The organism is Bradyrhizobium sp. Gha (genome assembly GCF_900113735.1).
Lineage (GTDB): Bacteria > Pseudomonadota > Alphaproteobacteria > Rhizobiales > Xanthobacteraceae > Bradyrhizobium.
In genome coordinates this window covers 151,722-177,786 of record NZ_FOQM01000002.1, presented here as the reverse complement: position 1 = coordinate 177,786, position 26,065 = coordinate 151,722, and the positions used below count along the sequence as shown (strand labels likewise).

The following is a 26,065-nucleotide window of genomic DNA, read 5'->3' as shown; positions in this document are numbered from 1 at the left end:
AGCATTGCAGACGGATTATTCCTGAACAGGAGGCTTGTATGACGATCGATGCAAGGGTCAATGCGCGGGTCGCCGAGGTGACGGATCGCATCGCTCGCCGCAGTCACGACAGCCGTGCACGCTATCTCGACCGCATCACGGCGGCGGCCACTACGCCGGTGCGGCGGCGATTGGGATGCGCCAATCAAGCCCACGCCTTTGCGGCTTGCGGAACGCACGACAAGAAGGCGATGCAGGATGGCCGCGTTCCCAGCGTCGGAATTGTCACCGCCTACAACGACATGCTTTCGGCCCATCAGCCCTACGAGCGCTTCCCTGAGTTGATCCGTCAGAGCGCGCGCGCAGCCGGTGGTGTTGCCCAGGTCGCGGGCGGCGTCCCTGCGATGTGCGACGGCATCACGCAAGGCGAAGCGGGAATGGAGCTCTCGCTGTTTTCGCGGGACGTCATCGCCTTGTCCACCGCGGTCGCACTGTCGCATCAGACCTTCGATGCTGCGGTGTTTCTCGGCATTTGCGACAAGATCGTGCCTGGCCTCGTCATCGGCGCGCTCTCGTTCGGGCATTTGCCCGCGATATTCATTCCGTCCGGTCCGATGACTTCAGGCCTGGGCAACGATGCCAAGTCAAAGATCCGGCAGGCCTACGCCGAAGGAAAGCTCGGTCGCGAAGCTCTCTTGGAAGCTGAAGCGCAGGCCTATCATGGCGCGGGCACCTGCACTTTCTACGGCACGGCCAACACCAACCAGATGTTGATGGAAATCATGGGTCTGCATTTGCCGGGGGCATCCTTCGTGACGCCGAACACGCCCTTGCGCGATGCACTGACCCGCGCAGCCACCAAGCGGGCGCTGAACATCACCGCGCTCGGCAATCAATATACCCCGATTGGCCGCATGCTTGACGCGCGCGCTTTCGTCAACGGCATCGTCGGGCTGCATGCGACAGGTGGCTCGACCAACCTCACGCTGCATCTGGTTGCCATGGGTGCCGCGGCCGGCCTCATCCTGACATGGGACGATTTCGCCGACCTCGCGCAGGTGACCCCGCTGATCGCGCGCATCTATCCCAATGGCTCGGCAGACGTGAATCATTTTCACGCGGCCGGCGGGATGAGCATGTTGATACGGGAACTGCTGGCGGCGGGACTGCTTCACCGCGACGTCACAACCGTTTGCGGCGATGGACTGGACGCCTACCTGCAGGAGCCGGCGCTCGATGACGAGGGAGCGTTGACCTGGCATGACGGCCCCGTCGCCAGCGGCGATCCTGCCGTGCTTCGAGGCGCCGCCGAACCTTTCCAGGCAACGGGCGGCCTTCGGGTTCTGACCGGCAATCTCGGACGCGCCGTCATCAAGACATCCGCGGTCTCTGCCGAGCGCCACGTCATCGAGGCGCCTGCACGCGTATTCCATTCCCAGGAGGAGCTGCAGAAGGCTTTCGCTGCGGGCGAACTCGTGGGCGATTTTGTCGCGGTGGTCCGATTCCAGGGTCCGAAGGCCAACGGCATGCCCGAGCTGCACAAGCTGATGCCGCCTCTTGGCTCACTTCAGGATCGCGGCCTGAAGGTCGCGCTTGTGACGGATGGGCGGCTTTCAGGTGCCTCCGGCAAAGTACCTGCAGCCATCCACGTCACTCCGGAAGCAGCCGAGGGCGGCGCGATTGCACGGATTCGCGATGGCGACGTTGTTCGGCTCGACGCCGCCGCCGGCCGGCTCGAGGTGCTCGTCGATCCAGGCGACTGGGCCACACGAGTGCACGCGCAAGCGGATCTCTCGGGGGCGCATGTGGGGGTCGGCCGTGAACTCTTCGGCTTCTTCCGCGAACGGGTCAGTAGCGCTGATACCGGCGCAAGCGTCTTTGCCGGTTGAATGCGCGAGACGCGTCCGCAGCATCCCTGCTCGCGATAGGCCAGGCTCTCCGTCCCCAATGGCGTGAAAGTCGCGAGGCGCTGCCTGGTTCCCTGGCCTTCGACCGCGCCGCGACCTGCAATACGTCGCGCCAAGCTTCGATCACAGCTTCGCTCATGTTCCCCAGACCCAGGCGCCCGGTCGATCGGCGGCTCCGTGACGTTCGACTTCGCTACCTATATCCTGCATCCTGCGAACGCGTGTCGATGCAGTGAGCATGTGATGGCCAGACGCACGACGGATACGGACGCCGACGACCTGCCCCGCTATTTCGTCTGGGTCCGCGGGCTCGACGGGCCCGAGCCGCAGAAATGGATCGACATGGATTTCGGCCTCGGTGACTGGAAGCGGCCGCTGGTGCTGGCCTGGCTGGAGCTGCCGGCGGACGATCGGCGCCTGCCGCTGTCGGTGCTGGCGCGGCGATATCCGCCGCCCCGGGTGGAGACGCTTTAGCCGCGACGCATCACTTGCCCCGCGCCGCGGTCGACGCCAGGCCATAGCGGCGGCGAAAGCAGCGGTTGAAATAAGAGAGATCGTTGACCCCGCAGGCAAACGCAATGTCGCTGATGCGGCCTTCGCGAGGGGCGAGCAGATCCGCTGCCTTGCGCAGGCGCAGTTCCGTCAAGCGCGTGGTGAAGCTGGATGACGATTCAACTCAATCTCATCGCGCTTTAGTCGTCGTCATCGGGACCAAAGAGCCGGATTTGCGGGAAGCCGCCACGTGGCCGGCTGGCAGAGTCGCGTGCGTCGGAATCCTCGCGGACGTTGCGTGCCACATCATCCCAATTGGTCTGATCGCGCATACCGCGGGCATCTCGTTGCTCATAGCCGCGGACATCTCGTTGTTCATAACGGTGGCGCGCCCAGCGCTCGTGCCGTTCCGCGCGCCGTCGTTCGGATGCGGCGCGCTTCACGTCGGAATTGCTGGCCTTTGCATAGGCATTCTCAGGAGAAGACGCTGGCTCCGTGGAGGCCTGCTGCTCGACGGGTTTTGTTGTTTGCGGAGATGGTGAAGGCGTTGGCTTGGGCGGTTCAGCGCTGGCCTGACTAGTTCCGGCATCGGGTTTCGCTTCGCTCTGTGCCTGAGCCGGCGCGGCGATCATCGCGCCGAACGACTGTGATCCGGTGAGATATTGCACACGCTCCGATGGCGCACTCGTCATTGCCGGCGCGGAGGCTTCGGCGCGTTGCGCCGCCTTGGCTGTGTCGGGGCCCTGCTTGGGCGCGATCGGGTGCATGATGTTGCCGGCAACGATGCCGCCGCCGAGACCAATGGCGATGGCGGCGATGATCGATCCGGCACCGACGAAATACGCTGTCAAGGCGCGCATAGGTCCACTCCCTGTTCGGAGCGGGCAACGCCCGACGATTGCCGGATGTTCCTGATGGAACAGGTTCCCCGAGAGGGAATGTCGTGTCAGATCTGCTCGGCGACCTTCTCGAGCCCGATGACGCGGGCGAGCTTGCGCACTTCTTCCTTCTGGTCGTCACGCAACTGGAACAACAGCGGCATCGCGGCGGACTTCAACTGCTGGACCTCGTCGCAGTTCGGATCGATCTGCACGTTCGGCCCGTTGGGATTGGAGAGCTTGTTCGCAGAGATCTTGCGGACGACGTTGCGCAGCGCGGTCTCGACCGAGGGCCAGTAATATTCCTGCGACGACGACAATTTGAGGCGATCCCTGATGCCGGCGATCTGCACGTCAGAGAGCAGCGAATAGGTCTTTTGCGGCTGCGGCCTGGCGGCGACCTTCGGCTTGGCCGGGGCCTCGTGGAGCGCGCCGCTGACCTCGGCGGCAACAGGCGCTTCCAACGAGGCCACCTTGGTGTTGCCGGCCTTGGGCTCAACAGCCGTCGACTCGACAGCTTTGGACTCGACAGCTTTGGGCATCGGGAAATCGGCGGGCGTCGACGCGGCAAAGGCCTGACGCAGCGGCTCGGCGAGAACAGGCGCCCGGGACAGCTTGTCGGCCGCCACCTGAACGGGCTCGATCGCGGCCGAGGCCAGCGCCAGCGTCGGAACCAGCCGGTCCGCCTTGGCGGCGCGGTTGGCGGTGATCTGCTTCGGCGGCGGGGCCTGCGTGATCATCTCGGCACCGGCGCTGGGCACGCTGTCACGGCCGAGAATGGCGATGGTGGCGGCACCGAGGATCAGGAAGCAGGTCAGCACGGTGATGGTGATGGCTCTGGACAAACGTCTCTCCGGGAGGGCCGCTTCACGTTGTTGTCAGAGATGCCCAGCAAAAAGGAACGAATTAAGGCTTGAGTGTGCCTTTGCGGCGACAATCACCATGCCTGCGTCGACAATCCAGACGACCAAGAAAGATCAGGCAGCCAGCGCCAGATCATAGGCGTCCTGGATGTCGGCGACGATCTCCGAGGCCTCCCAGACGGCGCGCGGCTCGACGGACTGCAGCGTCACCGTCCAATTGCCGCCCCGGCGGGTCCGGGGGACGCTGACGATGTCGAAGCGGACATTGCGGCACAGCGGGTGGCGGGCCAGCGCATGGGCGACGCGGACGCGGATTTCGTCCAGCGTTGCTGAGGTCTTGCTGTTGAGAAAATCGAAGTCCATCGCCTGTCCCTCTCGGTCCTGATTGGCGGCCGTGAGGGGATTCTTGGCGAGCGATGGTTAATCTCCCGTTAAGAGCCGGCTTGCGGAGCCATGCGAGATTAACCGAACCAGGGCACAGAAAATTACCGCTCGCGAGCCTCGCAGTATTCCTTGACCGTCCGCGCCACGAGCTCGTCGACCGCCAGCACGCCGGTGACGCCTGAAGTCGAATGCCCGCCGCTCCAGATGTCGCGCCAACGCTGCGGCCGGTTCTCACGCGCACCGACGTCGATCTCCTTTTCGATGTCGATGGCGCCGCGAGCCGGCAGATCGTCAGGATCAAGCCCGGCCGCCACGATCGACGGCGTCAGCATGCTGGTCTTCAGGCCCGTGAACGCGGTGGTGAGCAGGATGTCGTCGGCGGTGCTGTCGACCAGCATCTGCTTGTGGCGCTCGTCCGCCATGCTCTCGTACGTCGCGATGAATTTCGTGCCCATGTAGCCGAGATCGCAGCCGAGCACTTTGGCCGCATGCAGCGCGCGGCCGTCGCTGATGCCGCCGGCGAGCACGATGATGCCGTCGTAGAACGCACGCACCGCGCGGACGAAGGCAAACGGATTGAGCCAGCCGGTCTGCCCACCAGCGCCGGCGGTAAGCAGCACAAGCCCGTCGGCGCCTGCCGCTGCCGCGCGTTCGGCATGGCGGATGGAAGCAACATCCGCCAGCACCAGCGCGCCCGCTTCATGCAGCGGCTTCAACACCGGCGCGGGCGAGCCGACCGACGTGATGACGATTTCGGGCCGGTGATCGAGCAGCACGGCAAGATCCTGCTCCAGCCGCGCATTGGAGCGATGCACGATCAAATTCGGGCAGAGCGGCGCGGCCTTGCGGCCGGTCTGATCTTCGTGCTGCCGCAACCGCGTTGCGATCTCGGTGAGCCACCCGTCAAGCTGTTCCGTAGTGCGGCAATTGACGGTGGGAAAACTGCCGATCACGCCGTTGCGGCAAGCCGCAACCATGAGCTCGACGCCTGATACCAGAAACATCGGCGCCGCGATCAGCGGCAAGGTCAGACGATCGCGAATATGTTGCAGTCGATCGGATGCCACCCAAGCCTCCCTCTCTGTGCTAGCGTCCTCGACAACATTGGCACGCGAGAAGCCGATGACAAAGCAACGAGGAAACATATGTCCGATCCGCTCCACGCATCGTCCCCGACTTGTGCGCAGACGCTACGGGCGCTGGCGCGCTATCCCGGCCGCACCGCATTCGCATGGCCCGGCGGCTCGCTCAGCTATGAGGGTACGCTCGATCTGATCGGACGCATCCAGGGCGTGTTCATGCGACTTGGCTTGCAGCCCGACGCGCGCGTCGCCTTTCTCACTGCGAACCGCGCCGACACCTGGTGTGCCGGTGTCGCGGCGCAATTGTCGCGATGCTGCACCACCTGGCTGCATCCGCTGGGATCAGAGAGCGACCAGCTGTTCCAGCTCGAAGACTCCGAGGCCGAGGTCCTGGTGGTCGATGTGGCTGCCTTCCGCGATCGCGGCGGCGAGCTCGCCGCGAAGGCGACGCTGCTCAAGGCTGTCTTCACGATGGGGCCGGCCGATTACGGCGTCGATCTGCTGGCGGCGATCGAGAGCGCGGGTCATGCCAGCGCGCGATGCCTGGCTGGTCTCGACGATCTCTCCACGCTGAACTACACCGGCGGCACCACGGGCAAGTCCAAGGGCGCGCTGCGCTACCACCGCGAGAATGCCGGCGCCGCCGGCGCGATCCTCGCCGACTTCGAAATCCCCGACGCCCCGCGCTATCTCACGGTCGCGCCGATCAGCCACGTCGCGGGCACAAAGGTGCTGCCGACACTGATGCGCGGCGGCACCGTGCACATGCTCAGGGGTTTCGATCCCGAAGCCGTGCTGGCGACGATCGCCCGCGAGCGCATCAATTTCACGCTGTTCGTGCCAACCATGATTTATGTGCTGCTCGACCATCCCGCGCTCGGCAAGACCGATCTCTCCTCGCTCGATCTCGTGCTTTACGGCGCCTCCGCGATGTCGCCGAGCCGGTTGGTGGAAGGCATCGAGCGCATCGGCCCGGTGTTCTCGCAGCTCTATGGCCAGACCGAATGCTATCCGGTCTCGGTGCTGCGCAAACAGGATCACGACGCCAAGACGCCAGAGCTGTTCCTGTCCTGCGGTTTCCCGATCGCGGCCTGCGAGGTCAGGATTCTCGACGACAACGACCAGGAGGTGAAGACGGGCGACCCCGGCGAGATCTGCGTGCGCGCGCCGCATGTCATGGCGAAATACTGGAAGCGGCCGGACATAACCGCCGAAACGTTGAAGAACGGCTGGGTCCATACCGGTGACATCGCGCGCCAGGACGAACGCGGATACATGTTCATCCTCGACCGCAAGAAGGACATGATCGTCAGCGGCGGCTTCAACATCTTTCCGCGCGAGGTCGAGGACGTGCTGTCGCAACATGCAGATGTCGCTATGGTCGCGGTCGTCGGAATCCCCGACGAGAAATGGGGCGAGGCCGTCACGGCCGTCGTCGTGCCGCGCGAGGGTACGAAGCCCGATCCGGACGAGCTGATCAATATGGTACGGACGCGAAAGGGCTCCGCACATGCGCCAAAGCAGATCCAGTTCGTCAAGCAGCTGCCGATGACCGGTGTCGGCAAGATCGACAAGAAGGTGCTGCGCGCTGGCTTCTGGAGCGGCCGGGACCGGATGGTCGGGTAATCTCCCTGATTGCAGCACCGGGTGCGGGCCACACGCATCGCGCGAACCCTCCGGGACAATCAGCGTTTTCACCCGGGATATTACGGTGTCGTTGTGGCGCCGGCACCACAATGCGCAACCGAGTGTGCGTCCGTGCGCCCCGCCCGATTGCCGGCGAATCAGGGAATCAACTACACCGCTTGTGGGGCTGGGGAAGCGGAGTGGGACATGAGAGTCGCTTCCCTGGAAAGTGCAGTCGCCGCGGTCACGTTGATCACGGCTATCATCGTGGTGCTGTGGGAGATCAAGATCTTCTACGGATTATGAACTGGCAGGATGGTCAGCATCCCTTCCGCGGCGGCGGAAGCTGCCGTTCAGTCGGCCCAGGCGGCCATGACGTCGCCCATCACGCTCACCGCTTCTCGATCCCAGACTTCACCACACAACCGGTGTCATCGCCCGGCTTGACCGGGCGATCCAGTACTCCGAGACAGTCGTTATTGAATCGATAGGCCGCGGCGTACTGGATGCCCCGCCTTCGCGGGGCATGACAGAGAGAGTAAGGCGCCCTCACCGCTTCTCGATCACCAGGCTCTGCACGGCGCGGCCGAAATAGCCCTGCCGATCAGCCAAGCGTGACATCGCGAGCCCCGCGCCGTCAGGGCCGACCCAGGATTCACCATCGAGCAAAATCCAGTCGCCGACCGGCAGACGCGCGAGGCTCACGGTGAGGTCGGCGTTGATATAGGTCCAGGCGCGAAAGTCGAGCGTCGAGGCGGTGCCGTTGGAGAAATCGGCGGCGACCACGGCGCGCATGGCCTGCGAGACCGCCTCACCTTCAACCAGCGGATGGTCGAGCCGAAACCAGATCGCGCCGGCGCCGGCCTGGCCGAAGCGGCCGCGCGCCGCGCGCATCGAGACCATGCCCGCGAACGGACTGGTGGCGCCGTGGCCGTCCTCGACCAGCGAATCCTCGGGCGACGGAAGCGCGACCGGCGGATCCCTGACGTCATCAGGCAGCGGCTGAGACTGCTGCTTGATCTTGAGCACGGTGGCGCCGACGACCTGCACGCCGTCGGCGAGCAGCTTGATCCCGCAGAGCTGGATCTTGCGGCCCTCGCGCAAGATGTCCGTCTCGATCGTGAGTGGCGCGACCGGCACCGGGCGCATCAGGTCGATGCTGACACGCGCGATGTTCATCGGCACGGGCGTCGGAATGCGCTCCGCCGCCCATGTCACCAGCGCAGATGGCGCCGAGCCGTGCTGCATGCGCCGATCCCATGGCCCCGCGGCATTGGGGCTGGTGACGACGCTGTTGCCGTCGACGCTGTAGATGGCGCTCATGCTTTCACTCGATTTCGGCGGCGTTCCCCGGACGCTGCGCAGCGCGCAAGCGGTGCGCTGCAGATCCGGGGTCCAGTCGTTGCGGCGGGTCCCGGCTCTGCGCAGCAGCGTTGCACGCTGCAGCGGGTCCGGGACACGAGAGAGCTAGAGCGGCGGATCGATCGCTTCCTCATATTCCTTCTTGAAGCGCGCGATCAGATCGGCGGCGGGGACGATGCCCTCGACGCTGCCGATGCCCTGGCCCGAGCCCCAGATCTCTTTCCAGGCCTTCGGCTTGGGGCGTTCGCCTGATGCATCGGTGCCGAAGTTCATCTTCGACGGATCCGATGTCGGCAGGTTCTCCGGATCCATCCCGGCTGCGAGGATCGACGGTTTCAAATAATTGCCGTGCACGCCGGTGAAGAGGTTGGAATAGACAATGTCGTCGGCCGTCGAGCCCGCGATCATCTCCTTGTACTTCTCGACCGCGTTGGCTTCCTTGGTCGCGATGAAGGCCGAGCCGATATAGGCGAAGTCGGCACCGAGGATGCGCGCGGCGCGGATCGCCTTGCCGTTGCCGATGGCGCCCGACAGCGCGATCGGGCCGTCGAACCACTTGCGGGTTTCGGCGACGAAGGCGAGCGGCGAAATGGTGCCGGCGTGACCGCCGGCACCGGCCGCGACCAGGATCAGGCCGTCGGCGCCCTTCTCGATCGCCTTGTGGGCGAATTTCTGGTTGATCACGTCGTGGAAGACGATGCCGCCCCAGCCGTGAACGGCCTGGTTCAGCTCCTCGCGCGCGCCGAGCGAGGAGATGATCATCGGCACCTTGTACTTGGCGCAGAGCTGCATGTCGTGGTCGAGCCGGTTGTTCGACTTGTGCACGATCTGGTTGACCGCGAACGGCGCCGACGGCTTGTCGGGATGGGCGCGGTCATGGGCCGCGAGCTCTTCGGTGATCCGCGCCAGCCATTCCTCGAGCAGTTCCGGCGGGCGCGCGTTCAGCGACGGAAACGAGCCGACCACGCCCGCCTTGCACTGCGCGATCACGAGATCGGGCACCGAGATGATGAAGAGCGGCGAACCGATCACGGGGATCGACAGGCGCCCCTTGAACAGAGCAGGCATGGACATGGTGCAACAATCCTTTGCTGGCGGACGCATTGAAGGTTGGGGGCCATACCAACAAGGCAATCTTTCCACTGTCAAGTATTGCGTTGTGACGCCGCGGCGGACGCCCTTACCGCAATTCCAACGCGCGGAATTCCGAGGCGCTCCGTCATTGCGGGCCAACGGGTCCGCGCGAAGCGCGGCCCGATGACAGGCTCCGCGAAGCAACCCAGACGGTCACCCCGGAAAGACCCTGGATTGCGCGTCGCAAGGGCTCCTCGCAATGACGTGGCGAGAGCGGTGGCTCCCCACCTACCCGATCAAATCCGGATTGATCAGGCGCTCGAAGGAGAACATCTCGTCCCATTTCTCCTGCGTCAGCAGCTTGCGTTCGATCACCACGATCTGGTGCAGCGACTTGCCGCTCTTGTAGCCCTCGCGTGCGATCTCGGCGCATTGCTTGTAGCCGAGCAGCGGCTTCAGCACGGTGACGATGCCGAGCGAGTTCAGCACCATGTTGCGGGTGTGGTCCTCGTTGGCGGTGATGCCGACGACGCAATTCTCGCGCAGGCTGTTGACCGCGCGCTCCATGGTGCGGATCGAGAAGAACAACGCGAACGAGATCACCGGCTCCATCACGTTGAGCTGGAGCTGGCCGGCGCTCGCCGCCAGTGTCACCGTGGTGTCGAGGCCGATGACGAGGAAGCTCGTCTGGTTGACGACCTCGGGGATGACAGGATTGACCTTGCCCGGCATGATCGATGAGCCCGGCTGGAGCTGCGGCAAATTGATCTCGTTGAAGCCGGCACGCGGACCGGAGGCCAGCAGGCGGATATCGTTGCAGATTTTCGTCAGCTTGCTCGCGGTGCGCTTCAGCACGCCGGACAGCTGCACATAGGCGCCGGTGTCCGACGTCGCCTCCACGAGATCGCCGGCAAGAATGAAGTCGACGCCGGTGAGTGCGCTCAGGTGCCGAACCGCGAGCTTGGGATAGCCGACCGCGGCAGTGACAGAGGTGCCGATCGCGGTGGCGCCGAGATTGATCTCGCGCAGCAGCGCGCGCGCTTCCGAGATGCGGTCGACCTCCTCGCCGATCGTGGTGCCCCATCCCCTGAATTCGGCGCCGAGCGACATCGGCACCGCATCCTGCAAATGCGTGCGCCCCATCTTCAGCACGCGATCGAATTCGCGGCCCTTGGCGAAGAACGCCTCCTGAAGCTGGCGCAGCGCCGTCATGTAGCTCTCGAGCCGCAGGATCAGCGCCAGCCGAAACGCGGTCGGATAGGTGTCGTTGGTCGACTGGCCGTAATTGACGTGGTCGTTCGGGCTGACGTGCTGGTAGTCGCCCTTGACGAAGCCGAGTGATTCCAGCGCGAGATTGGCGATCACCTCGTTGGCATTCATGTTGGTCGAGGTGCCGGCGCCGCCCTGGATGAAATCGGTGACGAACTGGTCCATCATGTCGCCGGCGATGACGCGGTCGCAGCCGAGGATGATGGCATCGGCGACCTTGGCGTCGATCGCGCCCAGGTCGCGGTTGGCCATCGCAGCGGCCTTCTTCACGTAACCGAGCGCCTTCACGAAGTAAGGCTCCTGGTTCATCGGAATGCCGGTGATGTGGAAGTTCTCCTTACCCCGGATGGTCTGGACGCCGTAGTAGATGTCGTCGGCGATCTCACGCTGTCCGAGGAAGTCCTGCTCCGTGCGACTCATGGGCGCTCCTTGCTGCTCGCGCGACGTCCCTAGTTCTGGCACAGCGCGCTGGTGACGACGGTATCGGTGCGGCAATCATCCGGTTTGCGTTGCCTGCCCGGAATGAGAACTTTGGCCGAGCACTTCTCGGCAGCGTCGGTGTTCAGACTCTTGCCTTCCCTGTAGCCCTTGCTCTGGCAGAGCTGGTCGGCGGCGGGCTTGCAGTCGGGCGCGCCATTGGACGAAACCGGACACGCCGCCCGGCCCGACACCATGGTGGCCGGCCGCGCCAGGCGCGACAGATCGTTGATGGTCTCGCCGGGGCTTTTGATGGGCGGCAGGATCGAGGGCAGCTTGTCGAACAGCTTGCCCATTTCGTTGAACAGCCCGGGGTTTTCCTCCCGCGCGGGCGGGGCCGAGGGAGCGGGCGTCGAGGACGGCGCCGCGGCCAGCGGTCCCTGCTCCTGCAAGCCAAGCGACGGCGGCGCGGATTGCGCCCATCCGGTCCCGCCGACAGCAAGCAACAGCAGCACTGCTGACGTCAGCGTCCCGAGCCGCACCACCGGATTGCCGGATCGAACCATCATGCAGGCAACCGTAGCCGAAGCCGGCGCAGCGGCAAAGCCGCCGTGGATCCAAATCCTAGATCAGCTTGATCGCCACCACGAAGCCGAGCACCAGCACGGCAGCGCCCAGCGCGACCCACAGGCCGAGATGCTTCTCGATGCGCTCGCGGATCCAGTCGCCATAGCGGTTGAGCAGGATCGCCACGATGAAGAAGCGTCCGCCGCGCGCGACGATCGAGCACAGGATGAAAAGGACGAGATTGTAGCCGGCAAAGCCCGAGGTGATGGTGACGAGCTTGTAGGGGATCGGCGTCAGTCCCTTGAGCAGGATGATGACCGCGCCCCACTGGGCGTAGGAGGCACGAAAGGCATCGACCTTGTCGCCGAGGCCGTAGACCTGGATCAGCCAGTGGCCGACCGAGTCGAACAGCAGCGCGCCGATGGCATAGCCCAAAAGGCCGCCCAGCACCGACGTCGCCGTGCAGATCGCCGCATAGACCCAGGCACGCTGCGGGCGCGCCAGGGACATCGGGATCAGCATCACATCCGGGGGAACGGGAAAGAACGAGCTTTCGGCGAAAGCCACGGCCCCCATGATCCAGAGCGCGTAGGGCTTGTGGGCGGCGTCGATGCACCAATCATAGATACGTTTCAGCATGGCGCCGCGATGAAGCACCATGGGACGGATTTGTCCATCGTGAGTTTTGTGATGATTTAGTGCCGTTTCCGTGCCGAACGGCCCTCGAGCGCGACGATCGGACGCCGGGGCGAGGTACGGGGTGAGGCGACCTTAGGCAACTTCATCGACGATTTCGGCAGCTTTTCGGCAATGCCGAGCATGTCTTCCCGTCGCGACATTTCACGCCAGACATCTTCGGGGCGGACGCCGGCGGAAGCCCAGAGCACGGTGAGGTTGTAGAGCAGGTCGGCGCTTTCCCGGATCACCGCTTCGGTGTCGCCGTTGACCGCATCGATCACGACCTCGATGGCCTCTTCGGCCAGCTTCTTCGCCATTTTAGAGGAGCCGCGCTGAAACAGCCGCGCGGTACGCGAGATTGCGGGATCAAGGTCCCTGGCCGCGAGCACAGCCAGATATAGCCGCTCAAGCGAATCACTCATGCAGGCAAAATTACTCTAAACAAATGGTCGACGCGTTAACGCTTGACAATAAAGGCAAAAAGGCCGGCGCGACAAGCGCGCCGGCCTGTTCGTCGATGGCTTATGGCCGAACGGTTAATTGCAACCCCACCCGGAATAGCCGTGGGCGCAGACCTTGTCGTAACCGCCATAGCGCTCCTGATAGCCCGAGCCATAGTAATAGGGGCCATAGCCGGGGCCGCCATAGTAGACCGGGCCGCTGTCGTAGTAGTAACCCGGACCCGCATCATAGGCGTAGGCGTCACGGGTCGCTGCGATCGCAAGGCCGGTGCCGATGGCGCCGGCGATGGCCGCGCCAGCGAAGGCCGCACCGCCACCACCATGCCAATGGCGGCCGCCTGCGAACGATGCGGTGGGGGCGACGGCGGTCAGCGCGAGCACCGCCGCGGTGGCCAGAACGGCCTTGCGGCCAGCAAATTTCGCAAATCGGTCGAACATGATTTGGACCCTCCTTGGGACCTCTGGGGTGCCTCGAGACAGGCTCATGTCCTTCAAACACCCGCATCCCATCTTGGGTTCCCCACCCCCAACACAAGCTGAATGGGGTTGCGTGAACATGACGCAACCGCCGCTCATCTCCTGTTCAGGTTGAAGGATGCGCCCCCCCCCCGCACAGGCTCGGCCACGCCAGACATTGGCTCGAGACATTGGCTAAAGACGCCCAAAGCTTCGCTGTATCTCGCTGACGATCCCTGCTTAAAATGCAATCGCATCGTCACATCGCCTGTCCCGGTCAGCGCCGCCTCATGTCCATCTTCAGCCTCTATACCCGCGTTCTCGAGTTGCTCGGCAAGGAGGCGCGGCTGGGCTGGTTGCTGGCCTTCGCAAATCTTCTGCTCGCCGCCTCGCAATTCGCCGAGCCGGTGCTGTTCGGGCGCATCGTCGACGTGCTCTCCGGCAAGACGGTGCAGGGGTCGAATTCCGCATGGCCGTTCCTGACGGCCTGGGTGGCGTTCGGGCTGTTCACAATTGCCTGCAGCGCGCTCGTTGCTCTGCAGGCGGACCGGCTTTCCCACCGCCAGCGTCAGGCGGTGCTGACGAGCTATTTCGAGCACATCCTGCAGCTGCCGCTGACGTTCCATTCCGGCACCCATTCGGGCCGGTTGATGAAGGTGATGCTCAACGGAACCGACGCGCTGTGGCGGCTCTGGCTCGGCTTTTTCCGCGAGCATTTTGCCGCGATCCTCTCGGTCGTGGTGCTGCTGCCGTTGTCGCTGTATCTGAACTGGCGGCTCGCGATCCTTCTGTTCGTGCTGTGCATCGTCTTCACGGCGTTGACGACCTTCGTCGTGCGCAGGACCTTCGGCATGCAGATGGCGGTCGAGGAGCAGTACAGCGAACTCTCCGCGCGCGCCTCCGACGCGCTCGGCAACGTCGCGCTGGTGCAGAGCTTCGTGCGCGTCGAATCCGAGGTGCAGGGACTGCGTTCGGTTGCCGACCAGCTGCTTGCGGCGCAAATGCCGGTGCTGTCCTGGTGGGCGCTCGTCACCGTGATCACGCGCGCCTCCACCACCATCACCGTGCTCGCGATCTTCACGCTCGGCATCGCACTCCATGACCAGGGCCTCACCTCGGTCGGCGAGATCGTGATGTTCGTGAGCTTCGCGACGCTGCTGATCCAGAAGCTCGAGCAGGTGGTGAGCTTCATCAACAACGTGTTCATGGAAGCCCCGCGCCTGCGCGAGTTCTTTGGCGTGCTCGATGCGGTGCCGGCAGTCCACGACCGGCATGACGCGATCGATGCGGGCAGGCTGTCGGGTCTCGTCGAGTTCAACGACGTCACCTTCTCCTATGACGGCAAGCGGCCGGCGGTCGAGGACCTGTCCTTCACGGCACTGCCCGGCCAGACCATCGCGCTGGTGGGCCCGACGGGCGCCGGCAAGTCGACCGCGATCGCGCTGCTGCATCGCGCCTTCGATCCGCAATCCGGCTTCATCAGGATCGACGGCATGGACGTGCGCGGCGTCACGCTGACATCGCTGCGCCGGAACATCGGCGTCGTGTTTCAGGAAGCGCTCCTGTTCAACCGTTCGATCGCGGAGAATCTGCGCGTCGGCAAGCCGGATGCGACCGAAGCCGAGATGCGCAAGGCTGCGGAGCGCGCGCAGGCGCTCGATTTCATCGAGCGCAGCGGCGGCTTCGAGACCAATGCCGGCGAGCGCGGCCGCATGCTGTCCGGCGGCGAACGGCAGCGGCTGTCGATCGCGCGCGCGCTGCTGAAGGATCCACCGATCCTGATCCTGGACGAGGCCACCAGCGCGCTCGACGCGGTCACCGAGACCAAGGTGAACGCCGCTCTCGATGAAGTGATGAAGGGCCGCACCACCTTCGTGATCGCGCACCGCCTCTCGACCATTCGCAATGCCACGCGGATCCTGGTGTTCGAGAACGGACGCGTGATCGAAAGCGGAACTTTCGATGAACTCGTGGCCAAGGGCGGCCATTTTGCCGAGCTCGCCAAGGCTCAGTTCATGGTGCAGGAACGGGAACAAACACAGGTCCAGGCAAACGCAGGGCGTGGCGCGAGTGCGGCCGAGGCCGCGACTTCTGCCGCCAAGTCCTCCTGACCAAGTCCCCTCGACAAGTCCCCGCAGCACCGTCGAAATTCAGCCCATTTCATTGCGGAATACCAGGCGGAAGCCCTATTCTCGACGCACCAGCCGGTATAGGTTTGCGACCGCCGCAAGCGGCGGAGCTGGATTTCAGAACCGTACATCAGACGAGAACCGTCCATATCAGGCGGATCTCCCAGGACCGGAATCGGATAGTGCACGCCTTTCGCCCGCTGCTTCGCAAGTCCCTGTTCAACCTGTTCGCTGCAGCGCTCGCCATCGGTGCGCTCGTCCTGCCGCGCCTCGCCAATGCCGAAGCGCTGCTGCTGATCGAAGCCGACAGCGGCAAGGTGCTGCAAGCCGAGAACGCGACCGTTCCCTGGTATCCGGCCTCCGTCACCAAGATCATGACCGCCTATGTGACGCTGAAAGCGGTGAAGGACGGCAAGATCACGCTCGATACGCTGCTGACGGTGTCGCCGATGGCCGCCTCGCAGTCACCCTCGAAGATGGGCCTGCGTCCGGGAACACAGGTCACCGTCGACAACGCGCTGAAGATGATGATGGTCAAGTCGGCGAACGACATGGCCGTGGTGCTCGCGGAGGGCGTCGGCGGTTCGATCGACGGCTTCGCCGACATGATGAACGACAACGCGAAGCGATTGGGCATGACGCAGACCAACTACGTCAATCCCAACGGCCTGCCCGCAGACGGGCACGTCACCTCGGCGCGCGATCTCGGCATTCTCGCGCGCTCGTTCCTGCGCGACCTGCCGGAATACGAGTCCTACGTGCACATCCCGGCGATCCGCTTCGGCAAGCGCATCACGCCGAATTTCAACAAGCTGATCGGCCGCTATCCCGGCGCCGACGGTTTCAAGACCGGCTTCATCTGCGCCTCGGGCTATAATCTCGTGGCATCGGCCACCCGCAACGGCCGCCGCCTGATCGCGGTGGTGCTCGGCGCCAATTCCGGCACGGCGCGCGCGGTGAAGGCGGCGCAGCTGCTCGAGCGCGGCTTCAGCCAGGATAATCTGTCGTGGCTGCGTCCTTCGCTCGGCACGGTCGAAAACCTCGTGCCGGTCGACGCCTCTCCGCCGAACCTGCGCGAGGAAATGTGCGGCGGTCATCGCAAGCATCCGGCCAGCGACGACGACGATGCGTTGATCGCGACCAATGGCGCGACGGGCGGCCCGGCCTCCGCAACCGGCGGCGCAGCCCAGGTGACGTTCTTCACCGCAGGCCTCCAGCCCCCTTTGATGAAGGCCTCCGAGCTGATGGCTTCAGCACCTGCGGCCGCAGAGCCCGTGGTGGTGTACACCGGCCCGACTCGCACCGGCGCGGCCCTGGTCGCGGCGGTCGCAGCCGACACCGACCAGCAGAGCCCGCCGAAGGCGCGTGGCAAGAAGTCGCGCGTCGCCAAGAAGCCTGACGCCGGCAGCGATTCCAAGGCAGATGCCAAGAGTGAAGCGAAGACGGCAGCTGCAAAACCGGCGGCGACCAAGCCGGATGTGGCTGCCAAGAGCGATGCCAAGGCCGACACCAAGACCGCGGCAAAGCCGGCGGCAAGCAAGCATGCCGCGGCCAAGTCTATGGACAAACCTGCAGCGAGCAGCGATCAGGCTGCCGCCAAGCCGGCCAAGCCGAAGGCGGCCACGAAGCCGAAGCCTGCGCCCAACAACAGCTAGGTTAACGCGGCCGGCGCGGTAGCTGCGACCGCACTTCGCACCTGCGGCAGCGATTTGCGACCATTCCGGTAGCCACTCTCCAGCCTTTGCCCTAAGCCTCGGCCTCCAAGCCTGGACCGCTTGCCAGCCGTTCCCGCAGGCTCGATACTGCGGCAATGAGGCAAGCCCGAGACACAACGGGCTCTGATGCAAGAGAGGGGAGTTTCCATGGAGCGCATCTGGCTCAAGCAATATCCGCCCGGCGTGCCCGCCGATGTCGAGCCGACGCAATACGCATCGCTGGTCGACCTGCTTGAGGAGAGCTTTGCGAAATTCGCCGACCGCAAGGCGTTCATCTGCATGGACAAGGCGATCACCTATCGCGACCTCGACCAGATGTCGCTGGCGCTCGCGGCTTACCTGCAGGGTCGCGGCCTGCAGCGCGGCGCTCGCGTCGCAATCATGATGCCGAACGTGCTGCAATATCCCATCGCCACCGCCGCGGTGCTGCGCGCCGGATTTGCCGTGGTCAACGTCAACCCGCTCTACACCCCGCGCGAGCTGGAGCATCAGCTCAAGGATTCCGGCGCCGAAGCCGTCATCGTGCTGGAGAACTTCGCGCATACCGTCGAGCAGGTGGTCGCGAGGACGGCGGTCAAGCACGTCATCGTCGCCAGCATGGGCGATCTGCTCGGCTTCAAGGGCATGATCGTCAATCTCGTCGTCCGCCGCGTGAAGAAGATGGTGCCGGCCTGGTCACTGCCGGCCTCGGTGTCGTTCAACGACGCGCTCTCGGCCGGACGTGGCCAGACCTTCAACAAGCCGAAATTGTCGCCCGGCGACGTCGCCTTCCTGCAATATACCGGCGGCACCACCGGGGTCTCAAAGGGCGCCACGCTGCTCCATCGCAACATCGTCGCCAACGTCTTGCAGAACGATGCCTGGCTGCAGCCGGCGCTCAATGCGCCGCCGCATGTCGAGCAGCTCATGATCGTCTGCGCGCTGCCGCTCTATCACATCTTCGCGCTGACGGCCTGCTACCTGCTCGCGGTGCGCGCCGGCGGCTGCAATCTGTTGATCCCGAACCCGCGCGACATCGCAGGTTTCGTCAAGGAGCTGGCGAAGTACCAGGTCAACAGCTTCCCGGCAGTGAACACGCTCTACAACGGGCTGATGCATCACCCCGACTTCAAGAAGCTCGACTTCTCCAAGCTGAAGATCTCCAACGGCGGCGGCATGGCGGTGCAGCGCCCCGTGGCCGATCAATGGAAAGCGATCACCGGCTGCTTCATCGCCGAAGGCTACGGCCTGTCGGAGACCTCGCCGACGTTGACCTGCAACCCGGCGACGGCAACGGAGTTCACAGGCACGATCGGCATTCCCGTGCCTTCGACCTGGATCTCGATCCGCGACGACGATGGCAACGAGCTGCCGCTCGGCCAGGCCGGCGAGATCTGCGCCAAGGGCCCGCAGGTGATGTCGGGCTACTGGAACAGGCCGGAAGAGACCGCGAAGGTGATGACGGCCGACGGTTATTTCCGCACCGGCGACATCGGCATCATGGACGAGAAGGGCTACACCAAGATCGTGGATCGCAAGAAGGACATGATCCTGGTCTCCGGCTTCAACGTCTATCCGAACGAGATCGAGGAAGTGATCGCGAGCCATCCAGGCGTGCTGGAATGCGCCGTCATCGGCATTCCCGACCCCAAGTCGGGCGAAGCCGTGAAGGCCTTCGTGGTCAAGAAGGACCCGAACCTCACGGCTGAATCCGTGATCAAATTCTGCCACGAGCAGCTGACCGGCTACAAGGTGCCCAAGCACATCGAATTCCGCAGCGATCTGCCCAAGACCAATGTCGGCAAGATCCTGCGCCGCGAGCTGCGCGACGAGAAGAAGGCCCAGGCGGCGTAACGCTGCCTCTCTCCCGGAAACGGCGCGCGGCTGCGCGCCGTTCCGTCATTGTGGCCGACACGGAGCAATTCAGGAATGTATCTGCGGAGGCAGTCTGGATTGCCTCGTCGCCAGCGCAGAATTGCTCGGCAAGTTTGTCGCGGGCTGCTCGCAATCACGAGAAAAAGGCCCCGCGGCCTCATCGCAGCTGTTTGAAGCCGTTTCCCTCCGGCGGTAAAATGCTCTAGAACAGCCCCGGCCCCTTCCATGGAGAAACGACGATGGCGATCCAGACTGGCGACAAGCTGCCCGAGGCGAAATTCCGCGTGATGACGGCGGAAGGCCCGCAGGTGAAGACCACCGACGATATCTTCAAGGGCAAGAAAGTGGCGCTGTTCGCGGTGCCCGGCGCCTACACCGGCACCTGCCACAAGATGCACCTGCCGAGCATCTTCCTCAACGCCTATGCCATGAAGGACAAGGGCGTCGACACCATCGCGATCGTCTCCGTCAACGATGCCTTCGTCATGAATGCCTGGAAGCGCGACACCGACCAGCGCGACGAGGCGATCTTCCTCGCCGACGGCAATGCCGACTTCGCCAAGGCGATCGGCATGGAGCTCGACGCCTCCGGCAACGGCCTCGGCATCCGCTCCAAGCGCTATTCGATGCTGGTCGAGGACGGCGTGGTCAAGAAGCTGAATGTCGAGGCGATGCCCGGCAAGGTCGAGGTGTCGGGCGGCGATACGCTGCTGGGGCAGCTCTGAGATCAACGTCATTCCGGGGCGCCTCGAAGAGGCGAACCCGGAGTTTCGAGATTCCGGGTTCGGTGCTTCGCACCGCCCCGGAATGACGAAGCAAACTACTCCGCCACCCGCGCTTGCAACCTTGCCTTCACGATCCCGTCCCGCGCGAGCTGATCCGCGCGCTCGTTTTCGGGATGACCGGCGTGGCCCTTCACCCAGTGCCAGCGAACCTCGTGCGCCTTCAGCGCGGCATCGAGGCGCTGCCACAGTTCGACGTTCTTGACCGGCTTCTTGTCGGCGGTGCGCCAACCGTTGCGCTTCCAGCCGTGGATCCAGCCGGTGATGCCTTGCCGGACATACTGGCTGTCTGTGTAGAGATCGACCGTGCACGGCTTCTTCAGCGCTTCGAGCGCGGAGATCGCCGCCATCAATTCCATCTGGTTGTTGGTGGTGTGCGGCTGGCCGCCGTTCAGCTCCTTTTCCTTGTCGCCGAACTTGAGAATCGCGCCCCAGCCGCCGGGCCCGGGATTTCCCGAACAGGCGCCGTCGGTGAAGATCGTGACGTTGGGGAGCTCGCTCACGCGACCAGTCCTGACGGTATCAACCCGTAATCGCGCGCGCTGGACACGCTCTGGTGGAAGCGCAGCTTGCGAAAATACTCCAGCGGATCCTTCGGCTTCACCAGCGCGCCCTCGGGCACGTTGAGCCAGTCGACCAGCCGCGTCAGCAGGAAGCGGATCGCAGCGCCGCGCGCTAGGAGCGGCAGCGCAGCCTCTTCCGCTTCGGAGAGCTTGCGCACGCGGCCGTAGGCGCCCAGGAAGGCGCGCGCCTTGGTGACGTTGAAGGAATGGTCCGGCTCGAAGCACCAGGCATTCAGGCAGATCGCGACGTCATAGGCCAGCATGTCGTTGCAGGCGAAGGTGAAGTCGATGATGCCCGAGAGCTTGTCGCCGAGGAAGAAGACGTTGTCGTTGAAGAGATCGGCGTGGATCACGCCCTCGGGGAGATCCGTCGGCCAGACGCCCCCAGAGAGATAGTCGAGCTCGGCCGCGAGGAACGCGCGCAGGCCCGGCTGCACCTCGTCGGCACGGTCCGCCGCCGCACTGAACAAAGGTCGCCAGCCGGCAACCGAGAGCGCGTTGGCCCGCTTGATGGCAAAGTTCGCGCCGGCCAGATGCATTCTCGCGAGCCCGTCGCCCACGCCGGCGCAATGCACGGCATTCGGCTTGCGCGGCCAGATGCCTTCGAGAAAGGTGATGATCGCGGCGGGCCTTCCCTGCATCTCGTGCAGCGCCTCGCCGTCTTTCGCCTTCACCGGCAGCGGGCAGTTCACGCCGTGCTCGGCCAGATGCGTCATCAGCGCGAGGAAGAACGGCAGATCGTTCTTCGCCACGCGCTTCTCATAGAGCGTGAGGATGAACGAGCCTTGAGTCGTGTGCAGCAGGAAGTTGGTGTTCTCGACGCCCTCGGCGATGCCCTTGTAGGAGAGCAATTCGCCGATATCGTATTGCTTCAGGAAATCCGCAAGCTCGTCGGCGGCAACGTCGGTATAGACCGCCATAAAAATCTACTCAGCGGCGGCTTCGGGGCGCACCTGGCGCGGCAGCGGGAAGAACTCGTTCTCTTCGGCGGCCGAGACCGTCTCCACATGCAGCGTGTAGCGCTCGGCGAACGCGTCCATGATCTCCTCGACGATCACTTCGGGCGCGGACGCACCTGCAGTGATGCCGAGGCTCTTGATGTTGCCGAACCTGGTCCAGTCGAGGTCGGCGGCGCGCTGCGCCAGCACCGCGATCCCGCAGCCCTCGCGCTCGGCGACCTCGCGCAGGCGCTGCGAGTTCGACGAATTGGGGGCACCGACAACGATGAGGGCATCGACCACCGGCGCCACCTTCTTCACCGCGAGCTGGCGGTTGGTGGTGGCGTAGCAAATGTCTTCCTTGTGCGGCCCGTTGATGTTCGGGAAGCGCTCCTTGAGCAGCGCTACGATTTCCGCGGTGTCGTCGATCGACAGCGTGGTCTGGGTCACGAAAGCGAGGTTGTTCGGATCCTTCGGCGAGATCGTCTTGGCGTCCTCGGCGGTCTCGATCAGGGTGACGGCGCCCGTCGGGAGCTGGCCGAGCGTGCCGACGACTTCAGGATGATGGGAATGGCCGATCAGGAAGATCTCGCGGCCGCGCTTGAAGTGGATCGCGGCCTCGCGGTGCACCTTGGTTACCAGTGGACAGGTCGCATCCAGCGAGAACAAATTGCGCGACGAGGCGTCGGCCGGAACCGATTTCGGCACGCCATGGGCCGAGAACACCACCGGCGCGGTGGTATTCTCAGGGATTTCGGCGAGCTCCTCGACGAAGATCGCGCCCTTCTTCTTCAACCCGTCGACGACGTATTTGTTATGCACAATCTCGTGGCGAACATAGACGGGGGCGCCATACTTATCGAGCGCCCGTTCCACGGTATCGATCGCCCGGACCACCCCGGCGCAGAAGCCGCGAGGAGAACAAAGCACGATCTTGAGGTCTGGTTTGGCTGACATTGAGCGATCTCGGGACCGAATCACCCCATTCGCCTGCGGGCGGGGGACGGGTCGATGGATGGAAAAAGGCGTAAAACCGTCTGCTTCGACGTTATAGCGGCTTGAGAGGGAATTGGGCCCCCTTTCAGGCGCTGTCAAGGCACTATCTATAGCAGAACCATTGCGTGGCTACCCCCTCCGGGCTTATATAGCGCGAATTCCCTGTCATCGCTGATGACCACCGGTTTCGCCTCCAGAGGGGTGGGCGAAGCACAAAGGAGATTTGCCATGAGCAACGCACCTCTGATGCCCAAGGCGACCGCCGTCTGGCTGCTCGACAACACCGCGCTGACCTTCGACCAGGTCGCCGATTTCACCAAGATGCACCCGCTCGAGGTGCGCGCGATCGCCGACGGCGACGCCGCGCAAGGCATCAAGGGCATGGACCCGATTTCCAACGGCCAGCTCACCCGCGAGGAGATCGAGAAGGGCGAGAAGAACCAGGACTACCGGCTCCGTCTCCAGGAGAGCAAGGTCGTGCTGCCGCCGCAGCCCAAGCGCAAGGGCCCGCGCTATACCCCGGTGTCGCGCCGCCACGAGCGCCCCAGCGCCATCCTGTGGCTGCTGCGCAGCCATCCCGAGCTCAAGGACGCCCAGATCATGCGTCTGGTCGGCACCACCAAGAGCACCATCGCCAGCGTCCGCGACCGCACCCACTGGAACACGTCCCAGCTGACCCCGATCGACCCCGTGACGCTCGGCCTCTGCTCGCAGATCGAGCTCGATTTCGAAGTGGCGCGCGCGGCCAAGGAAAAGCCGATCGACGCAGCCTATGGCGGCGCCACGCTGCTGCCGGCCTCCGAGACCACCAAGAAGGACGAGTACGAACAGTCGGAGAAGTCGAGCGACGACCTCAACGTCGACGCCGTGTTCGCCAAGCTCAAGACCCTCGGCGGCAAGAAGCACGAGGAAGAGGAGGAGTAAGGCTCCTTTTTCGTCATCGAAACGCAAAGCGCGGCGGGGCAACCCCGCCGCGCTTTTGTTTTGAAAGCCTCAACCTCGTCATTGCGAGCGCAGCGAACCAATCCAGTCTGTCTCCGCGGAGGGATGCTGGATTGCGTCGCTGCGCTCGCAATGACGGAAGAAGCGTCGATCAGGGCCGCTACGGATGGTTCAGCATGTATTCGCCGAGATCGCGCTGACGGCGGTCGGCGCGCGAGGTGGCGGCGCTGCGCTGCACGTCGCGGTCCTTGCGACACGCCACGTATTCTGGTGAACCCTGCGCATAGCCGCGGCTCTGGCACACCGCATCATCGTCATCACCGCCCATCGCCACCGGCGTCTGGTAGCGCGCCGAGCAGGCGGAGAGAGCGATGGCGAGCAGAACGGCTGCGAGCAGGCGCGGCGCGGTGGCGAGTGGCATACGAGGTCCCCTGTTGGCCGGCCTTGTTTAGCGCGGAATGAGGAGATTGTAAGTCGCCGTCGCTCACACCCTCCCCTTCAGCGCCTCCCCGATTTCATCCAGCACCTTGGGATCCTCGATCGTGGCGGGCATGGTCCAGGCCTCGCCGTCGGCGATCTTCTTGATGGTGCCGCGCAGGATCTTGCCCGAGCGCGTCTTGGGCAGCCGGCCGACGGTGATGGCGAGCTTGAAGGCGGCGACCGGACCGAGCCTGTCGCGGACCAGCGCGACGATCTCCTTCTCGATCTCGGCTGGCGCGCGCTTCACGCCCGCCTTCAGCACCAGGAAGCCGCAGGGCACCTCGCCCTTGATCGGATCCTTGACGCCGAGCACGGCGCATTCGGCGACGTCGGGATGCGAGGCCAGGATCTCCTCCATGCCGCCGGTGGAGAGACGGTGGCCGGCGACGTTGATGATGTCGTCGGTGCGGCCCATGACGAAGACGTAGCCGTCCTCGTCCTTGTAGCCGGCGTCCGAGGTTTTGTAGTAGCCGGGGAACTCGCTCAAATACGCTTCCCTGAAGCGCGCGTCCTGATTCCACAGCGTCGGCAAACAGCCTGGCGGCATCGGCAGCTTGATCACGATCGAGCCCATGGTGTTGGGGCCGACGGGCTTTGCCGCTTCATCCACGACGTCGACCTGGTAGCCCGGCATCGGCACCGTCGGCGAGCCGTGCTTGACCGGCAATTGGCCGAGGCCGACCGGATTGCCGGCGATGCACCAGCCGGTTTCGGTCTGCCACCAATGGTCGATGACAGGCACCTTCAGCTGCTGCTCCGCCCATTCCACCGTCGGCGGGTCGGCCCGTTCGCCGGCGAGGAACAGCGTGCGGAATTTGGAAAGATCGTATTGCCGGATGAACCTGCCTTCCGGATCTTCTTTCCTGATCGCGCGAAACGCGGTCGGCGCGGTGAAGAAGGCGACCGCCTCGTGCTCGGAGATGACACGCCAGAACGCGCCGGCATCGGGGGTGCCGATCGGCTTGCCCTCGTACATGATCGAGGTCGCGCCGTGCAGCAGCGGGCCGTAGACGATGTAGCTGTGTCCGACCACCCAGCCGATATCGGAGCCGCACCACCAGACCTCGCCCGGCTTGACACCATAGAGGTTGAACATCGACCATTTCACCGCGACCAGATGGCCGCCATTGTCGCGCACGACGCCCTTGGGAATGCCTGTCGTGCCCGACGTGTAGAGGATGTAGAGCGGATCGGTGGCGGCAACCGGCACGCAAGGAGCGCGCCTGCCGTCGTTCATCGCCTTGCGGCGCAGGCTCGCCCAGTCATAATCGCGCTTCGGCGTGAGGTCGCAAGTCAGCTGCGGACGCTGCAGCACGATGCAGGCCTTCGGCTTCGCGGACGCCAGCTTGATCGCCTCGTCGAGCAGCGGCTTGTACTGCACGATGCGGCCAGGCTCGATGCCGCAGCTTGCGGAGAGAATGAGTTTTGGCTGCGCATCGTCGATGCGGGTCGCAAGCTCCTTCGCGGCAAAGCCGCCGAACACCACGGAGTGCACGGCTCCAATACGGGCGCAGGCCAGCATCGCGACCACAGCCTCCGGGACCATCGGCATATAGAGGATGACGCGGTCGCCCTTGGCGACGCCAAAGTCCTGCATGATCGCGGCGAGCGCCTGCACCTCGGCCAGCAGCTCCGCATAGGTGAACCTGGTGACGGAATTCGTCAGCGGCGAATCATGTATCAGCGCGACCTGGTCAGCGCGGCCACGTTCGACGTGACGGTCGAGCGCGTTGTAGCAGGTGTTGACGATCCCACCGGCGAACCAGCGGCCATAGACGCCCTGCGCGCCATCGAAGATCGTCTTCGGCGGTTCGATCCAGTCGATCTCCTTCGCCGCCTCGGCCCAAAAGCCTTGGGGATCAGCCAGCGAGCGCGCGTGGACTTCGTGATATCGGCTCTTTCCCTGGATGTTCATCCCGGCGCTCCCGTTCCGTTTATTGGCCTCGCCTTGACCTGACGCCTGGACGTCAGTCCCGCCATGACGGGGATCAAGTGCCGACCGTTGTTTGAAGGGTATTTTCCCGGGAACGGGACAAGGTTCAAGCTGAAAAGGATGGGCCTTTTGGAGGAGGGAAGGGAACGATTGAAGCAAGCTGGAGCCTCACTAAAGGTGAGCTCTCTCCCCCCTTGTGGGGGAGAGCTGGAGAGGGGGGTACCCACAAACTCCGTTC

24 protein-coding genes and 1 pseudogene are annotated in these 26,065 nt (G+C 64.3%); 8 read left to right on the top strand and 17 right to left on the bottom strand.

Annotation, left to right across the window (positions count from 1 at the left end):
* Positions 1-38 precede the first annotated feature (38 nt).
* Positions 39-1,868, top strand: coding sequence for a phosphogluconate dehydratase (gene edd / locus BM222_RS04030; protein ID WP_092226986.1), 1,830 nt, complete (start codon positions 39-41; stop codon positions 1,866-1,868).
* A 261-nt stretch (positions 1,869-2,129) separates the two neighbouring features.
* Positions 2,130-2,360 (top strand): hypothetical protein, encoded by a 231-nt coding sequence (locus BM222_RS04025; RefSeq protein ID WP_143105895.1) that lies wholly within the window; start codon positions 2,130-2,132, stop codon positions 2,358-2,360.
* 10 nt (positions 2,361-2,370) lie between these two features.
* Here the strand turns inward: BM222_RS04025 and BM222_RS04020 are convergent.
* From BM222_RS04020 to BM222_RS04000, 5 genes and pseudogenes are all read right to left on the bottom strand, one after another.
* A pseudogene (locus BM222_RS04020) lies at positions 2,371-2,535 on the bottom strand (helix-turn-helix domain-containing protein); the annotation flags it as partial.
* 43 nt (positions 2,536-2,578) lie between these two features.
* Positions 2,579-3,238: a hypothetical protein gene (locus tag BM222_RS04015; protein ID WP_092226985.1), complete on the bottom strand. Its 660-nt coding sequence runs from the start codon at positions 3,236-3,238 to the stop codon at positions 2,579-2,581.
* Positions 3,239-3,324: 86 nt separating this feature from the next.
* Positions 3,325-4,101, bottom strand: a complete 777-nt coding sequence (locus BM222_RS04010; protein WP_177242999.1) for a hypothetical protein — start codon at positions 4,099-4,101, stop codon at positions 3,325-3,327.
* Positions 4,102-4,233: 132 nt separating this feature from the next.
* Positions 4,234-4,482, bottom strand: coding sequence for a hypothetical protein (locus BM222_RS04005; RefSeq protein WP_092226984.1), 249 nt, complete (start codon positions 4,480-4,482; stop codon positions 4,234-4,236).
* Positions 4,483-4,604: 122 nt separating this feature from the next.
* A complete protein-coding gene (locus BM222_RS04000) occupies positions 4,605-5,570 on the bottom strand; it encodes an NAD(P)H-dependent flavin oxidoreductase (RefSeq protein ID WP_177242998.1) in 966 nt (321 codons plus the stop codon).
* Between the two features lie 78 nt (positions 5,571-5,648).
* Between BM222_RS04000 and BM222_RS03995 the strand changes: the two genes are divergently transcribed.
* The gene (locus tag BM222_RS03995; protein WP_092226982.1) at positions 5,649-7,211 is read left to right on the top strand and encodes an AMP-binding protein; all 1,563 of its coding nucleotides are present in this window, start codon (positions 5,649-5,651) and stop codon (positions 7,209-7,211) included.
* A gap of 549 nt (positions 7,212-7,760) precedes the next feature.
* Here the strand turns inward: BM222_RS03995 and BM222_RS03990 are convergent.
* From BM222_RS03990 to BM222_RS03960, 7 genes are all read right to left on the bottom strand, one after another.
* Positions 7,761-8,534: a thioesterase family protein gene (locus BM222_RS03990; RefSeq protein ID WP_092226981.1), complete on the bottom strand. Its 774-nt coding sequence runs from the start codon at positions 8,532-8,534 to the stop codon at positions 7,761-7,763.
* Positions 8,535-8,678: 144 nt separating this feature from the next.
* Positions 8,679-9,647 (bottom strand): NAD(P)H-dependent flavin oxidoreductase, encoded by a 969-nt coding sequence (locus BM222_RS03985; protein WP_092226980.1) that lies wholly within the window; start codon positions 9,645-9,647, stop codon positions 8,679-8,681.
* A gap of 288 nt (positions 9,648-9,935) precedes the next feature.
* Positions 9,936-11,336: an aspartate ammonia-lyase gene (locus BM222_RS03980; protein WP_092226979.1), complete on the bottom strand. Its 1,401-nt coding sequence runs from the start codon at positions 11,334-11,336 to the stop codon at positions 9,936-9,938.
* A 29-nt stretch (positions 11,337-11,365) separates the two neighbouring features.
* On the bottom strand, positions 11,366-11,902 hold the full coding sequence (locus tag BM222_RS03975) for a hypothetical protein (RefSeq protein ID WP_092226978.1): 537 nt from the start codon (positions 11,900-11,902) through the stop codon (positions 11,366-11,368).
* 55 nt (positions 11,903-11,957) lie between these two features.
* On the bottom strand, positions 11,958-12,560 hold the full coding sequence (locus BM222_RS03970; RefSeq protein ID WP_177242997.1) for a YqaA family protein: 603 nt from the start codon (positions 12,558-12,560) through the stop codon (positions 11,958-11,960).
* A 35-nt stretch (positions 12,561-12,595) separates the two neighbouring features.
* Entirely contained in the window at positions 12,596-13,000 is a 405-nt protein-coding gene (gene hisE / locus BM222_RS03965) for a phosphoribosyl-ATP diphosphatase (protein ID WP_092226977.1), read from the bottom strand.
* A 114-nt stretch (positions 13,001-13,114) separates the two neighbouring features.
* A complete protein-coding gene (locus BM222_RS03960) occupies positions 13,115-13,477 on the bottom strand; it encodes a hypothetical protein (protein WP_092226976.1) in 363 nt (120 codons plus the stop codon).
* A 308-nt stretch (positions 13,478-13,785) separates the two neighbouring features.
* On the opposite strand from BM222_RS03960, the gene BM222_RS03955 reads away from it, so the two are divergent.
* The 4 genes from BM222_RS03955 (at position 13,786) to BM222_RS03940 (ending at position 19,918) form a co-directional block, all read left to right on the top strand.
* Complete coding sequence (locus tag BM222_RS03955; RefSeq protein WP_092227275.1) at positions 13,786-15,606, top strand: glucan ABC transporter ATP-binding protein/ permease; 1,821 nt, start codon at positions 13,786-13,788, stop codon at positions 15,604-15,606.
* A 200-nt stretch (positions 15,607-15,806) separates the two neighbouring features.
* The gene (locus BM222_RS03950) at positions 15,807-17,279 is read left to right on the top strand and encodes a D-alanyl-D-alanine carboxypeptidase family protein (RefSeq protein WP_092226975.1); all 1,473 of its coding nucleotides are present in this window, start codon (positions 15,807-15,809) and stop codon (positions 17,277-17,279) included.
* Positions 17,280-17,486: 207 nt separating this feature from the next.
* Positions 17,487-19,172, top strand: coding sequence for a long-chain fatty acid--CoA ligase (locus BM222_RS03945; protein ID WP_092226974.1), 1,686 nt, complete (start codon positions 17,487-17,489; stop codon positions 19,170-19,172).
* Positions 19,173-19,432: 260 nt separating this feature from the next.
* On the top strand, positions 19,433-19,918 hold the full coding sequence (locus BM222_RS03940; RefSeq protein WP_092226973.1) for a peroxiredoxin: 486 nt from the start codon (positions 19,433-19,435) through the stop codon (positions 19,916-19,918).
* Positions 19,919-20,013: 95 nt separating this feature from the next.
* On the opposite strand, the gene rnhA is transcribed toward BM222_RS03940, so the two are convergent.
* The 3 genes from rnhA to ispH are packed head-to-tail and all read right to left on the bottom strand — an operon-like array spanning position 20,014 to position 22,433.
* The gene (rnhA, locus tag BM222_RS03935; protein WP_092226972.1) at positions 20,014-20,478 is read right to left on the bottom strand and encodes a ribonuclease HI; all 465 of its coding nucleotides are present in this window, start codon (positions 20,476-20,478) and stop codon (positions 20,014-20,016) included.
* A complete protein-coding gene (locus tag BM222_RS03930; RefSeq protein WP_092226971.1) occupies positions 20,475-21,458 on the bottom strand; it encodes a homoserine kinase in 984 nt (327 codons plus the stop codon). The genes rnhA and BM222_RS03930 overlap by 4 nt, the downstream gene beginning before the upstream one ends.
* Positions 21,459-21,464: 6 nt before the next feature.
* Complete coding sequence (gene ispH / locus BM222_RS03925; RefSeq protein WP_092226970.1) at positions 21,465-22,433, bottom strand: 4-hydroxy-3-methylbut-2-enyl diphosphate reductase; 969 nt, start codon at positions 22,431-22,433, stop codon at positions 21,465-21,467.
* 267 nt (positions 22,434-22,700) lie between these two features.
* Between ispH and BM222_RS03920 the strand changes: the two genes are divergently transcribed.
* A complete protein-coding gene (locus BM222_RS03920) occupies positions 22,701-23,396 on the top strand; it encodes a DUF1013 domain-containing protein (RefSeq protein ID WP_177242996.1) in 696 nt (231 codons plus the stop codon).
* Between the two features lie 178 nt (positions 23,397-23,574).
* On the opposite strand, the gene BM222_RS03915 is transcribed toward BM222_RS03920, so the two are convergent.
* Both BM222_RS03915 and BM222_RS03910 read right to left on the bottom strand, forming a co-directional pair.
* Positions 23,575-23,835 (bottom strand): hypothetical protein, encoded by a 261-nt coding sequence (locus BM222_RS03915; protein ID WP_092226968.1) that lies wholly within the window; start codon positions 23,833-23,835, stop codon positions 23,575-23,577.
* Positions 23,836-23,898: 63 nt separating this feature from the next.
* Positions 23,899-25,809, bottom strand: a complete 1,911-nt coding sequence (locus BM222_RS03910; RefSeq protein WP_092226967.1) for a propionyl-CoA synthetase — start codon at positions 25,807-25,809, stop codon at positions 23,899-23,901.
* Between the last annotated feature and the right edge of the window lie 256 nt (positions 25,810-26,065).